The organism is Thalassospira profundimaris WP0211, from assembly GCF_000300275.1.
Taxonomy (GTDB): domain Bacteria; phylum Pseudomonadota; class Alphaproteobacteria; order Rhodospirillales; family Thalassospiraceae; genus Thalassospira; species Thalassospira profundimaris.
The window spans coordinates 361,547-377,426 of record NZ_AMRN01000001.1 but is presented as its reverse complement, the minus strand read 5'-3'; the positions used below and the strand labels follow the sequence as shown (position 1 = coordinate 377,426).

The window sequence follows — 15,880 nt, the reverse complement described above, 5'->3', positions numbered from 1 at the left end:
CTTGTTGTCTGAGGAAACACGCAATTCGTCTGAGAAGGATGTCCTGTCCGATCTGTTTGCCGGAAATCACCCTCGTGGTGATGTGATCTTCGCCGGAACCCATTGCGGCAGCAGCCATCATCAGGAACGAGCGGATCTGCCATCGCAACAGCAAGGCATGCTGCATGTTTTGCAAAATGGCACGATGCGGGTCCTTTTTGAGGGGCGCGAAAAGGTGATACTGGATCGCCCCGGCGTGGTCCTTTTCGGATGTCCGTTGCCCCACGATATCGAGACGCCCGAAGGTGGCGCATCAATGGTCTGTGCCAATCTCGATTTCCCCGATATTGGTCTAAGCCCAGCTAAACTGGGCTTGCCGGAATATCTGGTCCTGCCCTTTGACGAGCTCCCCGGGCTTGGGACCATCACCGATCAGCTGTTTTCGGAATCACAGGGCGCGCAGCCCGGGCAACGCACGGCAATCAACCTTCTGGTTGATCTGCTGTTGCTGATGGTGTTGCGTCATTGTCAGGCCAAGAACCTTGTCCGTCCGGGCATTCTGGCCGCCATGCGTGATCCGCGGATTGCGCGCGTGGTGGGTGAACTTCATCAGAAACCCGGCGAAAACTGGTCGGTTGAAAGACAGGCGGAAATTGCCGGTATGTCGCGGGCGAGCTTTGCAGCCCGGTTTCGCGATTTGCTGGGCACATCGCCCGGTGACTTCTTGCAAACCATTCGTCTTGATCTGGCGCTTGGGTTGTTGCGTGACGGCAAAAGACTGCAGGCGGTGGCAGGGCAAGTCGGTTATCGCAGCACAACGGCACTGGCACGTGCCATCCAGCAGCGCCACAAGGTTTCACCACGTGAATTGCACGCCGATTCCAGCGCGGAAAACAGCGCGTTTCAATCAGCGGTTTGACAAACGGTTTTGCGTTTCCGTCAAGCGGTTCTTTGCAGCGTTTTTCCGTTGCTGCCCATGCAAAAATGACGCTTTCCCAATGACATGTCCGGGATTAAAGCAATCCTTTCGGGCAACTGATCGGTTGTGGCTTTGCGGATTCTTACCCTGATGACGACACATTCCTGCCCTGTTTTCTGTGCACAACAGCAACCAATAAATTCGGAAAAATCCAACGGTTGGTAGCATATAAGAGCATGACGCAACATTTTCAGCAGCATAGCAAGCTGCCCCTCAGACGTGTTCTTTTGGGTGCTGCCGCGTCCGCGTTGATCTTGATCGGCGGACCTGCGGCAATCCATGCACAGGAAAGTGATCCGGCACCTGTCCCACAGAGTGCAGAGGGAAATGCGTCTGCGCCAGTTTCAGCGCCAGTTTCAGCGCCAGTTTCAGCTTCTGGGCAAAATGCACCGGCCGAACAGACAGCCGACACGCCAGCATCTCCGGAAGATACGGTTGAGAATGCCGTGTCTGATGCCGAAAAACAGCCAAACGTCTCCAAACCGGTGATGTTCGATCCGGCAATGGTGACCAACCTTGCGCGCAATCTGGCAAAACAGCCCTTCGTTAATCCGCATCGCGAACTGCCTGAGGCACTTTCAGCCCTGAGCGCAGAAGATTACGCACAGATCCGCTTCAAGTCGCAGCGTGCCTTCTTTAATCCGGCCGAGACCGATTTCAGTCTTGAGCTGTTTCATCCGGGCACCATGTATGACGTTCCGGTAACCATCAATCTGGTGCGCGACGGTGAAGTTCAGGTCATTCCGTACTCGGCCGGACTGTTTGATTTCGGCAAGACCGGCCTGTCGGGGAATGATTTTTCGACGCAGAACTATGCCGGGTTCCGCCTGCGTTATCCGCTTTCTGATGTTGCCAGCAATGATGAGCTGACCCGTTTTCTCGGCGCGTCCTATTTCCGCCTTCAGGGTCAGGGCCAGTCAATCGGTCAGATGGCGCGCGGCCTTGCCGTGGATCTTGCCGGTCCGACCGGCGAGGAAATTCCGGTCTTTCGTGAATTCTGGATTGTCGAGCCAAAGGATGGCGCAAATACCATCACGGTGTTCGCGTTGCTCGACAGTGAACGGATAACCGGTGCCTATCAGTTTGATATTACGCCCGGTAACCGGAGCCAAGCCGACATCAAGGCCCACCTGTTCTTCCGCGACGGCGTGGAGAAGATTGGCATTGCGCCGCTAAATGGCATGTTCCTGTTTGGCGAACAGCGCCGCCGCTTCTTTGATGATTATCGCGGTGAAGTCCATTCAAGCGACGGGCTTTTGATCAATAATGGCCGCGGTGAATGGTTGTGGCGTCCGCTGGATAATCCCCAGCACTTGCAAATGAGCTCGTTCCTGGATGAAAACCCCATTGGCTTCGGCCTTTTGCAGCGTGACCGCAATTTCGATCACTATCAGGATCTGGAAAAACGCTTTGACCAGCAGCCGGGTTATTGGGTGACGCCGAAGGGCAAATGGGGCAAGGGCCATATCGAACTGGTCGAAATCCCGAGCCCGTCGGAAACCAACGACAATATCGTTGCCTATTGGGTGCCGGAAACCAAGCCGGCGGCCGGCGGTGAAATGCAGTTCGAATACAGTGTTACCGCGACCCGCGATGGCACAGGTTTGCATGGCATGGCGCAAGCAACCGATACCCGTATCCAGCGCTTGGCCAGCCAGGGTGATGAAGATCGGTCCGGTACGCGTTTTGTGCTGAACTTCGCCGGTGGTGATCTGGATTATTTCATCAAGGATGCCAATAACTTGCGGGCTGATATCAGCGCATCAAAGGGCGAGGTCCGTAACATCCGCATCCTGCCCGATCCGGAAAATGGTGGCGTACGTGTGTTCTTTGACCTGGTTAATGCCGGGGATGCGACATCAAGCAATCTCAGGGTCTTCTTGTTGTATCAGAACAAGGTCCTGAGCGAGACCTGGACCATGCCGTGGGCCTTCTGATCCTGCGGGATCAAGAGCCTCAATTGCCAGAAACAGATAACCCCAGAAGAGCCAGATGACAGAAGCCGCCAATACACCCGCAAAAGGGACCATACCCGCAGAGCGATCAGAGGATGCATTTTGTGATCCAACGGTCAAACTGCGCGGCCCCGGTGTGGGATCGCGGCGGATTTTCCTGTTTGGGGCATCGATTGCGGCGACTGCCTATGCGGCGTGGTTGATGACCGATGTTCTCGGTGCGGATCAGCTGACCATCATGGAAATGGTGGTTGTGGCGTTCTTTACCATCAACTTTGCCTGGATTTCGTTGTCCTTCTTTACCGGGATTGTCGGTCTGGTTTTGCGTGGTCTGAAACTTGATGCCATCACGCTCAAACGCCTGAAGCCGATTGCGCGCAAAGGGCGCCTGCGATCCAAGAATGTGGTGGTGATTCCGGTTTATAACGAAGACCCCAACCGCGTCTTTGCCGGATTGCGCGCAAGCTATGAAAGTCTCGCTGCGACCGGCGAACTTGATGCGTTTCATTTCTTTGTGCTGTCTGATACCCGCGATCCCGATATCTGGATTGCCGAGGAAATGGCGTGGGCCAAGGCCTGCTCGGATCTGAATGCACGCGGCAAGATTTTCTTTCGCCGCCGGGCAGAGAACACCGAACGCAAGTCCGGTAACCTCAAGGAATTCTGCGAGACCTATGCCGCCAATTACGATCACATGATCGTCTTTGACGCCGACAGCGTCATGTCGGGCGAGGCCATGGTCAATATGGCCTATCTGATGGAAAACAACCCGGATGCCGGGATCATTCAAAGCCCGCCGCAGCCAACCGGCCGCCAGACCCTGTTTGCCCGCATCCTGCAATTCATTTCGCGCGTGCATGGTCCGACCATGTCGGCAGGGCTTTCGTTCTGGTGCATGGGCAGTTCGAACTATTGGGGCCACAACGCGATCATTCGCACAAAGGCGTTTATCGAATGCTGTGGCCTGCCGGTGCTGTCGGGTAAACCGCCGATGGGTGGTCATATCCTCAGTCACGATTTCGTTGAAGCCGCCTTTATGCGCAAGGCAGGCTGGCGGTGCTGGCTGATCCCGCAGCTTGAAGGCAGTTGGGAAGAATTGCCGCCCAACCTGATTGATTTTGCCATCCGTGATCGGCGCTGGTGTCAGGGCAACATGCAGCATGCGCGCCTGATGGTCGCACCGGGCTTTAAACCGCTCAGCCGTCTGCATTTCTTTATGGGTGTGATGAGCTTTGTGTCATCGCCGCTGTGGCTTTTGCTGTTGCTAAGTTCGACAATCGCGACCCTTCAGAACACCCAGCTGACCTATAGCTTCTTCCCCGGTCAGTTCACCATGTTTCCACAATGGCCGGTGGATCGGTCGTTTGAAATGCTGGTGTTGCTGATCTTTACCATCGGCATGCTGGTGCTGCCCAAGATCATCTCGATCCTGATGGTCTGTCTTGGCCGCGACCGCAAACAGTATGGCGGGGTAATGGTATTGGCCAGTGGCCTGCTTGAAACCCTGTATTCTGCCTTGCAGGCCCCGATCATGATGATGCTCCATTCCCAGTTCGTGTTCTCGGTCCTGACTGGTAATCAGGTGGGCTGGGACGCACAGGAACGTGACGACGCCGGGGTACCGTTCAAGGCCGCCCTTAAAACACATCGCACCATTATCGTGATCGGTGTCGTCTGGGGCGCGATTGCCGTCTTTGTGGATACGGCATTCTTCTGGTGGTTGTCGCCCATTCTGGCCGGTTTGGTGCTGTCGCCATGGCTGACTCATTATTCCAGCAGCCTTGCCATCGGAAAGGCTGCGCGCCGGATGAAGCTTTTTGTGACCCCCGAAGAATATGACAGCCCCGAAGAGCTTCGAGCGTTGGCACGGATCAATGCCGAAAGTGGTGATGACGATGTCAAAGACGGGTTGCTGCGCCTGATCGAAGATCCTTACGCCAATGCACTGCATTCGGCCTTGCTGCCGGTGCGCAAGCCGGATGCGCGTACTGCGATCGAAATCGGGATCATCTATGAAAAGCTTGCCCGGCTTGGTGTTGAAAGCCTGACACGCGATGAAAAGCTTCTGATTCTGTCCTGGCCGGTCAAGCCGCTTGATCAGATCATGGCAGGGCGGGATCACATCACGGCCGAAGGTCCGAAACCAGCAAGCTAGTGGTTTGTTTTCAAAAGATTCTCGACGCCACAAAAACGCCCAGATTCGAGCAAATTATCCCGCATTTTTTCAGCGATATTCATTCTTAACGAAGCGTTAAGTCCCGCTGATTGTTCACCGCCCGGAGGGCCAGACGAATGACTGACATGACCATTGCATCAAAGGGTTTCACCTATGCCGCGTTTGAATCGGCTGCGATGACGCGTTTGATCGAAGACACGGCACGTGCGTGGTTGCGTTCATTCGGTGTCAACTCTCCGCAGGCCAGTCAGCGGATGATCAACGCCCTTCGCGATGCGCTCGCCGAAGACAGCATTGCAGCCAGTGATCGGGCCAGCATGCAAGACATCCTTGATCAGGCCGCCCATGATGCAATTGCCAGCTGGCTTGCACAGGTGACGGGCGAGCATAACTGTCATGGATCAAGCCGTTTTTCGATGCTGCGTTGTGCGTTTCTGTCAGCCAACCGTGACGGCATCTGGTCGGAGCATTTCCTGGATGCCAAACGCGATCACCGCGACCTTGGCATGGCACTTTCGGTACAGATGATGTTGCCGACACCAGGTCTTGTTGCTTGTGAAATGCCGCGTCAGTCACTGGAACGCCGCGCTTCCTGAAGCTTATAACCACTCCTTCGCTTCACGCTTTTTCATCATATCCCTCAACGTCTAGCGTTTAATGCGAAGGCGGCACCGCCATTCTCCCCGTGGCGGTGCCTTTATGTGCGCATGCCACAAAAAAGAACCCGCCACAAAGGGCGGGTTTAGTTCAGCGGGCGAGAGAGCCCGATTTCCAGTGCAGATCATCCACAGCGGTAAAATCAGGCCCCTACGAGACGCCGAGGCACACACTTCCCCGGCGCCATGACGGTCAGGCTGCTTTGTGAAAGCGGCCCAGTTTCGTAAGCAGTTTTGCAACCTGCGGGTCGTTCTTGCCGTTGCGATCAAGCTCCAGGAAGAAGTCCGGATAGGGCGGCTTGCCCGGTGTCAGGTTGTATTGTTCGAAATCGGTGACACCGATGGCCTCAAGCACGCTTTCATCGGTAAAGAAGCCCCCGGTAATTTCGCGCGATGGCGCGGTCAGGATCGCATGTGCCGCATCGGCCAGAATTTGCGGTGTGCGTGCTCGGCCCTGCTCAAGACCCGGGATCATGTTTAGTGCCGCGGTCTCAATCACCGTGACCGGCCAAAGCGAATTGACGGCCACCCCTTCATCGGCAAACTCGGCGGCCAGACCAAGCGTGATCAGGCTCATGCCGTATTTCGAAATCGTATAGGCGGTGTGATTGGCAAACCACTGCGGGGACAGGTTGGGCGGTGGTGACATGGTCAGGATATGTGGGTTGTCCGATTTCAGAAGATGCGGCAGGCCGGCCTGGGCACAGGCAAAGCTCGCACGCGTATTGACCTGATGCATCAGATCAAACCGCTTCATCGGTGTTTGAAGGGTCGGGGTCAGATTGATCGCGCTGGCATTGTTGATCAGGATGTCGATCCCGCCAAAGGTTTTGACGGTCTTTGCAACAGCCTCGGCAATCTGGTCTTCATCGCGAATATCGGTCTTAAGGGCCAGTGCCTTGCCGCCAACTTCCTCGATCTCGGCGGCTGCACTGTGGATGGTGCCGGGCAGCTTGGGGTGCGGTTCATCGGTTTTGGCAATGATCGCAACATTTGCGCCATCGCGCGCTGCACGCAGGGCAATTTCTTTTCCGATGCCGCGCGATGCGCCGGTAATGAACAGTGTTTTGCCTTTAAGACTCGTCATCAAATTCTTCCCTGAATTCTTCTTATGATTTGCCAAAACGCGGCGTGCGTTTTTCCACAAAAGCAGTGACGCCTTCGCGGAAATCGGCACTCGTGGCGCAATCAGCGAATGATTTGGCCTCGGCCTTCAACTGTGTTTGCAGATCGGCCTCTGGGGCAGCGTTCAGCAACGCTTTGGTGCGGGCAATCGCATCACGCGGGCCAGTAGCCAGGCGAGTGGCGTATTTTGCGGTTGCGGATGCCAGCAGATCAGCCGGGACGACCTTATTGATCAGGCCGCAATCATGGGCTTCATCGGCCCCGAAACGATCACCAAGCAGGGCGATTTCCTTCGCCTTTTTCATCCCGACCAACCGGGTCAGCGAATGGGTTGCACCACCATCGGGCGAGGTGCCGATATGGATATAGGCAAGGGTGAAAACGGTTTCCTCAGCCGCGATTGCAAGGTCGCAGGCATTCATCAGACTAATGCCAAATCCGGCAACCGCGCCTTCAAGCTTGGCGATCACCGGGCGGGGCAGGGCATTGATGCGTAAAACAATTTCGTGAACCCGATCAATCAATGCTTCGATTGAGGAGCGGGCGTCTTCGACCGGGCCTTTTGATACCTGATGGAAGAACTTCACATCGCCGCCGGCCATGAAAGTGCCGCCCGATCCTTCGATGATGACAGCTCCGATATCGGGAAGGTTTGCATCGATCTTGTCCAATGCTGCGGCCAGGCCTGCGACCATAGCCTGATCCAGTGCATTCATGCGGTCCGGGCGATTCAGCGTAATCGTTGCGACCGCATCAGTGATGTTGAGCAATACGGCGTCATCGGATGCCATGATGTTTCCTCCTGCGCGGTGTTTTTCCGCAATTCTCCCGGTTTTCCGGTTTTTTCGTGTGTGTGTTAAATCGCCAGTCGCGCTTCGATTGCGGTTTCCATATCGGGCCACCCAGAAAGCCAGTCGGGCATGGATGGCGACGTCTCATCTGCGCCGACCATCCGACAGACTTCCTCAGGCGCAACAATGCCATCCGGGCCAACGAAAACCGCCTTTACGACGCCAAGGGCCAGCGTCTTTCCTTTGGCCACAAAGCGTTGCTCGAGATAGAAGCCCTTTTCATCCCAATACAAAGCCTGCGTTTCGAGTGCGAATTTTTGAAACGGTTTGATCGCGCGTTTGAACCGCATGGTCGATCCGGACACCACCGGCTGCCAATTGCGTTTCAGCATCTGCTTGGCAATGCCATTGCGCATGATCAGTTCGGTTCGGCCCAGATCCATCAGCGCGAAATAGCGTGAATTGGTCATATGCACATTGATATCAATATCCAGCGGCCATGCCCGGAAATGCAGGGATGATGGATCAAGCGGGTGCAGGCGGGGCCGCAACAAGGACAGGATCACCACACGGATCAGTCGGAAAATCAGGTTCACGACATGGCTCCGTATCCGGGTGACAGGTCTTTATGCATGCGGCCCACAGCCATGATCAGAACAGCTCCTCGTCAAGCGCCATCATGGTCGAAGATCCCGACATGATCTGGCTGAACAGGGCACCTGATTGCGGAAGCACACGTTCCATATAGAACTTGGCCGTGATCAGCTTGCCCTTATAGAACCCGTCTTCGTCATCACCCTGTTTGGCGAGTGCGATTTCCGCCATCCGGGCCCACATGAAGCCGACAGCAACCAGACCAAACAGACGCAGGAATTCGGTGGCGGCAGCGCCGGCCTCATCGGGGTTTTTCATGCCCCGCTGGGCCAGTTCACCGGTGGCCTGTTGCAGGCGCATGAAGGCTTTCGCCAGCGGCTGAACATATTCGCCAAGGTCGCCATTCGAAACATTGGCTTCGATATATTCCTGCACGGGATGGAAGAAGCGACGCAGATAACGACCGGCTTTGCTCGGCATTTTTCGCCCGACAAGGTCAAGAGCCTGAATGCCGTTGGTGCCTTCGTAAATCTGGGCGATACGGGCATCACGAACATATTGTTCCATACCCCATTCACGGATATAGCCGTGCCCGCCAAAGACCTGAACACCAAGGTTGGTGTTATCAAAGCCCCAGTCAGTGAACAGCGCCTTGACGATCGGGGTCATCAGTTGAACGAACTCGTCAGCCTCTTCGCGTTTGACCGGATCTTCGTGGTGTTTGGCGGTATCAAGTGCGCGTGCCACCCACATGCCCATCGCCCGGCAGCCTTCATTGGTCGCCTTGGCGGTCAGGAGCATGCGCCGCACATCGGGATGAACGATGATGGAATCCGCTGGTTGGTTCGGGGATTTCGCACCGGTCAGGGCACGGCCCTGCAGGCGATCCTTGGCATAGGCACGTGCGCCCTGATAGGCGGCTTCGCCGAGGCCAAGACCCTGAATGCCAACCGAAAGGCGTTCCTGGTTCATCATGGTGAACATGGCGGGCATGCCCTGATGGGGTTCACCAACCAGATAACCAACCGCGCCATCAAAGTTCATGACGCAGGTCGAAGATGCCTTGATGCCCATCTTGTGTTCGATGGAACCGCATTTGACCGCGTTGCGATTACCAAGTGATCCGTCATCACCGACCATGAATTTTGGCACAAGGAAAAGCGAAATGCCCTTGGTGCCGCTTGGGGCGTCAGGCAGTTTGGCCAGAACCAGGTGGATGATGTTTTCCGTCAGGTCATGTTCCCCGGCCGAGATAAAGATCTTGGTACCGGAAATCGCATAGGACCCGTCGTTAAGCGGCTCTGCCTTGGTCTTGATGATGCCAAGATCGGTACCGCAATGCGGCTCGGTCAGGCACATGGTCCCCGACCAGGTGCCATCGACCATCTTAGGCAGAAATTTGTCCTTGAGTTCGTCCGCTGCGTGGCTGTGAAGGGCGGCATAGGCGCCAAAGGACAGACCCGGATACATGCCAAAGGACAGGTTGGTCGAACAAATCATTTCCTCGACCAGGGCATTGATGGATTTCGGCGCGCCCTGACCGCCATATTTCGGGTCACAGGCAATCCCGGTCCAGCCACCTTCGGCGAAGGTCTGATAAGCTTCCTTGAAGCCCTTGGGGGTTGTGACGACGCCGTCATCCCAACTACAGCCTTCCTCGTCGCCCGACCGGTTGATCGGGAACAGGACTTCTTCGCAGACTTTCGCGGCCTCTTCGAGAACCGCATCGACCACATCGGGGGTAAAATCCTCGCAACCGGGCATCTGATTGATATCGTTGAAATCAAACAGCTCGGTCAGGACGAAGCGCATGTCGCGCAGGGGTGCTTTATATTCAGCCATTTTACTTTTCCTCCCGGACCGGTCAGTTGCGCAGCGGCTTGCCGGTCAGCAGCATATGCTCAACCCGGGCCATGGTGCCTTCATTACGGACCAGACGCATGAAGCCTTCGCGTTCCAGTTCAAGAATGTCGTCTTCGGAAAGTTCCTCGGTCACGTCTGTATCGCCACCGGCCAGAACCTTTGCCAATTCACCGGCGACCACGCGGTCATAATCGGTGGCCTTGCCAAGGCGATGGAAACCATCGACCGCCATTTCAAAGGCCACCCGGGCGGTTGTGCCCGGCAGACGATAGGTGAATTCTTCTGGGGCTTCGTAACCATCAACCATCGACAGTGCGCGTTCCTTGGCATCGGCCAGCAAACGGTTGCGGTTCATGGTGATGCCGTCAGTTTCGCGGAAGAACAGGTTTTCCTTGGCCTCCATCGCCGATTTGGCAACGGTCGCGACCGAGATGATCTCAAACGCCTTGGCACTCGGAGCCATCGGGCCTTTGACAAACTTCGGATTTTCCGCCCAGCGACGGATCATTTCCTTACATCCGCCCCAGGCCGGGATCAGACCCACACCGGGCTCAACAAGCCCGATATAGGTTTCCCCGTGCGCCTGAACTGCATCACAATGCAGCAGAACTTCACACCCGCCACCAAGGGCAAGGCCGCTTGGCGCGCCAACGACCGGGAACGGCGAGTATTTAAGCGCCTTGTAGGTTTCCTGACCGGTTTCAACGAGGTTTTCAATTTCCGGCCATGCGGCGATATTGGCGGCAAACAGTGCCAGACCGAGGTTTGCCCCGGCTGAGAAGTTGCTTGCTTCGTTATAGATAACCATCGCCTTGAACTGCTTTTTGACAGTTCGGATCGATGTCTTGATCGCGCCAAGCACATCGGCATCAAGCGCATTCATCTTGGTATGGAATTCAAGGCAGGCAACGCCATCACCGATATCCCAAAGCGATGCGGCGCGGTTGCCGGCAACCCGTTCGGATTTGCGTTTGATATCTTCAAGCAGGATGACGCCATCCGGGCGGGTGACCTTGGCATATTCGCCATCAAAGCCGAGGTAATAAAGATCACCGTCTTCGACCTCGTAGAACGACTTGCCTGCGGCCTTTTTCAGCAATGCCGGAACTTCAACGCCGTCTTCTTCGAGCATCGAAATCAGGGCATCGACGCCAATGGCATCAATCAGTTCAAACGGTCCGGTTTTCCAAGCATAACCAAGCTTCATCGCATCATCGACATCGACAATGGAATTTGCAGCGACTTCGGCAATATAGGCCGCATAGGCCAGCGTCTTGCCCATGACAGCCCGGCCATATTGGCCACCCTTGTCAGAGGCTTCCATCATCTTGCGCGGGTCTTTTCCAGCGGCGCGGACACTGCCCAAACGGGCCTTTTCGGATTTGGCAAACTCACCGGTTTGCAGATCAACCGATTCCTTGACCTTCTCACCGCCTTCACGGTTCAGGCGATAGAAACCACCCTTGCCCTTGCGGCCGGTATAGCCATCGGCAATCAGTTTGTTGACCAACTCGCTTTCGCGATAGATCGCATGGAACGGATCGGATTTATCAAGGAGTCCAGCCATGCTTGATTGCACATGGGGCATCAGATCAAGACCAACCAGATCCATCAGGCCAAAGACGCCGGTTTTGGGGATGCCAAACGGACGGCCAATGACGCTGTCGGCTTCTTCGACCGTCAGTTTGCGGTCCATGGCCTCAACCATGGCGGCCTGAATCCAGTAGACACCCAGACGGTTGGCGATAAAGCCCGGTTCGTCATGACAGATGACACAGGTCTTGCCCAGTTTGCGATCAGCAAAATCGGCAACCGCATCAATCACATCATCGCGGGTGACACCCGATCCAACCAGCTCCAGCAGGCGCATATAGCGCGGCGGATTGAAGAAGTGGGTAATGATGAAGTCCTGTGCGAAGCTCTCGTCCATCCCGTCAATCAGGGTTGCGAGCGGAATGGTCGATGTGTTTGACGACACCACCGACTCCTTGGCGCGGACCGCATCAATCTTGCGATACAGGTCCTGCTTGATATCAAGGCGTTCAATGACCGCCTCGATCACCCAGTCACATTTGGCGATTTTATCAAGGTCATCCTCGATATTGCCACATGTGATCAGCTTTGCGACCCGTTTGGACATGAACGGGGCCGGGTCGGTTTTCAGCATCTTGGCAACCGCGCCCTCGGCAACCGCATTACGGTTTTTCGCACCTTCGGGCACGACATCAAGCAGCAGGACAGGTGTCCCGGAGTTGGCGATATGGGCAGCGATCCCCGCCCCCATAACACCGGCGCCAATAACGGCGACCTGTTTAATGGTGGTCATTACATCGCCTCCAGAATGGTCGCGATCCCCTGACCTCCGCCGATGCACTGGGACGCCAGCGCATATTTGCCGCCATTACGTTTGAGGATTGCAGCCGCCTTGCCAACGATACGCGCACCGGTCGCACCCAGTGGGTGACCAATTGCCAGTGCACCGCCATCAATATTGACCTTGGAACCATCCAGACCCAATTCGGAAATGCTTGCCATGGCCTGGGACGAAAACGCCTCGTTAAGTTCGGTGACATCAATATCGGCCGAGGTCAGGCCGGCTCGCGAAAGCGCCTTTTTCGATGCGCCAATCGGGCCAATGCCCATGATTTCCGGAAGACAGCCATCAACTGCAACCGACTTGATACGTGCAATCGGTGTCAGGCCGTTTTTGGCGGCATAGTCTTCGGAACACACCAGAACAGCCGACGCACCATCGGTCAGCGGGGAAGAGGTCCCCGCAGTAACAACACCGTCTGCCTTAAAGGCAGGTTTCAGGTCAGCCAAGCCTTCGGCGGTTGTTTCTGCGCGGATGCAGCCATCTTCGGAAACAACACCATCCTTGGTCTGGATCGGGATGATTTCATCCGTGAATTTGCCAGCAGCCTGTGCCGCGGCGGCACGTTTGTGACTTTCAACTGCAAAGGCTTCCTGATCGGCACGGGTCAGGCTGTATTTGGCAGCAACATTTTCGGCCGTATCGCCCATGCCCATATAGGCCTCGGGCATGGCTTTATAAAGCTCCGGGTTGGGCAGGGGGTTAAAGCCCATCATCGGTACCCGGGTCATGCTTTCGACGCCGGCACAGATAAAGACATCGCCAGCCCCAATCGCAATTGCGCCGGCGGCCTGATGGATAGACTGCATGGACGATCCGCAGAAACGGTTGACCGTCACGCCACCAACAGAACGCGGCAGACCGGCGATAAAAGTGATCAGGCGGGCAACGTTTAATCCCTGTTCGCCTTCCGGGAAGGCACAACCAAGGATCAGGTCCTCGATCGCGTTGGGATCAATGCCGGTCTTTTCGACCAGACCTTTGACGACCTGTGCCGCAAGATCGTCCGCGCGGACCTTTGCAAGGGCCCCTTTGCGGGCCGGGGTAAAGGGCGACCGGACATATCCGGCAATTACGGCGTTGGTCATGGCTATGTCTTCCTTCCTGAGATGTCCTCTGATCCGGGAAACTTGTTACGATTCCGGATCGAGTCCCTTTTCTTTAAGTGCATCAACCGATTGCTGTTCGATATCACGCAGTTCATCCAAAGTGACTTCCAGTGCCTGACGCTGTTCTTCCAGGTCAGTAATCCGTTCCCGAACGCGTTCCAGAAGCATCTTGATCTGCTCTGCCTGGGTTGGGTCTGCGCCGTAAAGATCAAGGTAGTCCGCGATCTCTCTTAAGCTGAAGCCCAGTCGCTTGCCCCGCAAAATGAGGAGCAGTTTGGCGCGATCCTGTCGGGTATAGACCCGGGTGGTGCCGGCACGCTGCGGGTTCAAAAGCCCCTTTTGCTCGTAAAACCGGATGGTGCGCGGCGTGATGCCAAGATCGTCGGCCAGTTCGGGAACGGTATAAAACCGTTCGTCAATTTTTGTCATTGTTCGCCCCTTATGGTATCTATTTTTCAGTATACGTCAATTAGTTTACGTTAACGTCACTTAAGTTTTTTCAGTGTGTGTATCGTGACGCCAACGCATTGCAACTAAACCGTATTTCCTTCCCTCTTTTGTCGTTCTTCCTCGACCAGTTCCTTTTTCGACAGTTTGCCGACCATGGTTTTGGGAAGTTCTTCGCGAATTTCGATTTCGTGCGGCATTTCGATTCTTGAAATCTTGTCATCCAGAAATGCCCGCAGATCTTCGGCGGTCACATCGGTGACACCGTCTTTCAGGCGAACAAACGCCTTTGGCGCCTGACCGCGATATTGATCGGGGATCCCGATGCAGGTGACTTCGGCAACCTTGTCATGCAGATAAAGTGCCTCTTCGATGGCACGCGGATAAACGTTGTAGCCGCTGCACAGGATGACATCCTTAAGACGATCAACCAGGAAGGTGTAGCCATCCTCATCCTGATAACCGACATCACCGGTCCGCAACCAACCATCGACAAATGTCTCGTTGGTGGCTGTTTCGTTTTGCCAGTAGCAAGGCATGACTTGCGGCCCGCGAATACAGACCTCACCCTTTTCGCCAAGAGCGACGACCGTATCCGGCCGATCCAGAGACCTGATTTCGATCTCGGTTCCGGGCAACGGTCGCCCGATCGAGCCTTCCTTGTTCTCACCCTTAAGCGGGTTGCAAGTACAGACCGGGCTGGCCTCTGACAGGCCATATCCCTCAACCACCTTGGAGCCGGTAATCTCCTCGAACCGGTGTTTGACTTCAACCGGCAGCGGCGCACCGCCCGAAATGCAGCAACGGATGTGTGACAGATCGTATTTGAGTGTTTCCGGCGAATTGTTGATCGCCGTATAGATCGTCGGAACACCCGGGAAGATGGTGGCCTTTTTCTTGTCCAGCGCCTTGATCAGGGAACCCAACTCAAAGCGGGGCTGTAACACCATTTCCGCACCAAGGTTGACCGATGTGTTGAGCGCCACGGTCATCGCAAAAACATGGAAGAATGGCAAAACGCACAGGGTCACTTCGTGGCCCGGTTTGGCGTCTGGCATCCAGCGGGTTAGCTGATCAACGTTTGCACTCAGATTGGCATGGGTCAGCATCGCACCCTTCGGGCGCCCGGTTGTGCCGCCGGTATATTGCAGAACCGCCAGATCGTTCACATCGATATCCACCACGCGATCAATCGGTTTGCACCCGATGACCCGTGAATAGGGGATGTGACGCAAATCCGTTGGCACATCGGCCAGTTCGCTGCGCTTGAACAGCGAAAACAGAACGCTTTTAACCGGCGGCAAGATGCCGCTCATTTCGCAGACCACGATCCGCTTAAGGCAGGTTTCATCAAGGCATGCTGCCACCTTGGGATAGATCTGTTTGAGGTTCAGCGTCACCATCAGGCGACAGCCTGAATCTTCGATCTGATAGGCGATCTCGCGCTTGGCATAGAGCGGATTGAAATTCACAACCACACCGCCACATTTCAGGATCGCGTAATAGCAAACCACGTAATAGGGCGTATTGGGCAGGCACAGCCCGACCTTGTCACCCTTGCGCACGCCAAGCTGTTTGAAGCCTTCGGCAGCACGGTCGATTTGCTCGGAAATGGTCTTGTAATCATAGACCCGACCGAGGAAATCCAGACAGGGGCGCAACGGAAACCGTGCCGCCGCTTTGTCGAAAATCTCATGAACCGGGCAGGTTCTTACCGGCGAGCTGATATCAACGCCATCGCGCAGGATCGGGGATTCTTGGACGTTTACTTTGTTCACTTGCGTTAACTCCATTACGTTAACGTCACTTTGCGGGCAAAAAAAGGGAGCCCG

General features: G+C 55.6%; 12 protein-coding genes. 4 read left to right on the top strand and 8 right to left on the bottom strand.

Annotated features, from left to right (window positions below):
- The first annotated feature begins 4 nt into the window (after positions 1–4).
- From TH2_RS01565 to TH2_RS01550, 4 genes are all read left to right on the top strand, one after another.
- A complete protein-coding gene (locus TH2_RS01565) occupies positions 5–898 on the top strand; it encodes a cupin domain-containing protein (protein ID WP_008888633.1) in 894 nt (297 codons plus the stop codon).
- 506 nt (positions 899–1,404) lie between these two features.
- On the top strand, positions 1,405–2,895 hold the full coding sequence (locus TH2_RS01560; protein WP_238538640.1) for an OpgD/OpgG family glucan biosynthesis protein: 1,491 nt from the start codon (positions 1,405–1,407) through the stop codon (positions 2,893–2,895).
- Between the two features lie 55 nt (positions 2,896–2,950).
- Positions 2,951–5,068: a glucans biosynthesis glucosyltransferase MdoH gene (gene mdoH / locus TH2_RS01555; RefSeq protein WP_008888631.1), complete on the top strand. Its 2,118-nt coding sequence runs from the start codon at positions 2,951–2,953 to the stop codon at positions 5,066–5,068.
- 137 nt (positions 5,069–5,205) lie between these two features.
- On the top strand, positions 5,206–5,685 hold the full coding sequence (locus TH2_RS01550; RefSeq protein WP_008888630.1) for a hypothetical protein: 480 nt from the start codon (positions 5,206–5,208) through the stop codon (positions 5,683–5,685).
- A 253-nt stretch (positions 5,686–5,938) separates the two neighbouring features.
- Here TH2_RS01550 and TH2_RS01545 read toward each other — a convergent pair whose 3' ends face one another.
- The 8 genes from TH2_RS01545 to TH2_RS01510 form a co-directional block, all read right to left on the bottom strand.
- Positions 5,939–6,832 carry an SDR family oxidoreductase gene (locus TH2_RS01545; RefSeq protein WP_008888629.1) on the bottom strand — a complete coding sequence of 298 codons (894 nt, stop codon included), beginning with the start codon at positions 6,830–6,832 and terminating at the stop codon, positions 5,939–5,941.
- 22 nt (positions 6,833–6,854) lie between these two features.
- Complete coding sequence (locus TH2_RS01540; protein WP_008888628.1) at positions 6,855–7,661, bottom strand: enoyl-CoA hydratase/isomerase family protein; 807 nt, start codon at positions 7,659–7,661, stop codon at positions 6,855–6,857.
- Positions 7,662–7,726: 65 nt separating this feature from the next.
- The gene (locus TH2_RS01535) at positions 7,727–8,257 is read right to left on the bottom strand and encodes an acyl-CoA thioesterase (RefSeq protein WP_008888627.1); all 531 of its coding nucleotides are present in this window, start codon (positions 8,255–8,257) and stop codon (positions 7,727–7,729) included.
- Between the two features lie 55 nt (positions 8,258–8,312).
- Complete coding sequence (locus TH2_RS01530; protein WP_008888626.1) at positions 8,313–10,097, bottom strand: acyl-CoA dehydrogenase C-terminal domain-containing protein; 1,785 nt, start codon at positions 10,095–10,097, stop codon at positions 8,313–8,315.
- Between the two features lie 22 nt (positions 10,098–10,119).
- The gene (locus TH2_RS01525) at positions 10,120–12,444 is read right to left on the bottom strand and encodes a 3-hydroxyacyl-CoA dehydrogenase/enoyl-CoA hydratase family protein (protein ID WP_008888625.1); all 2,325 of its coding nucleotides are present in this window, start codon (positions 12,442–12,444) and stop codon (positions 10,120–10,122) included.
- On the bottom strand, positions 12,444–13,580 hold the full coding sequence (locus tag TH2_RS01520) for a thiolase family protein (RefSeq protein ID WP_008888624.1): 1,137 nt from the start codon (positions 13,578–13,580) through the stop codon (positions 12,444–12,446). The genes TH2_RS01525 and TH2_RS01520 overlap by 1 nt, the downstream gene beginning before the upstream one ends.
- Before the next feature lie 45 nt (positions 13,581–13,625).
- The gene (locus TH2_RS01515) at positions 13,626–14,030 is read right to left on the bottom strand and encodes a MerR family transcriptional regulator (protein WP_008888623.1); all 405 of its coding nucleotides are present in this window, start codon (positions 14,028–14,030) and stop codon (positions 13,626–13,628) included.
- Between the two features lie 104 nt (positions 14,031–14,134).
- Entirely contained in the window at positions 14,135–15,826 is a 1,692-nt protein-coding gene (locus TH2_RS01510; RefSeq protein ID WP_008888622.1) for a long-chain-fatty-acid--CoA ligase, read from the bottom strand.
- Positions 15,827–15,880: the final 54 nt, after the last annotated feature.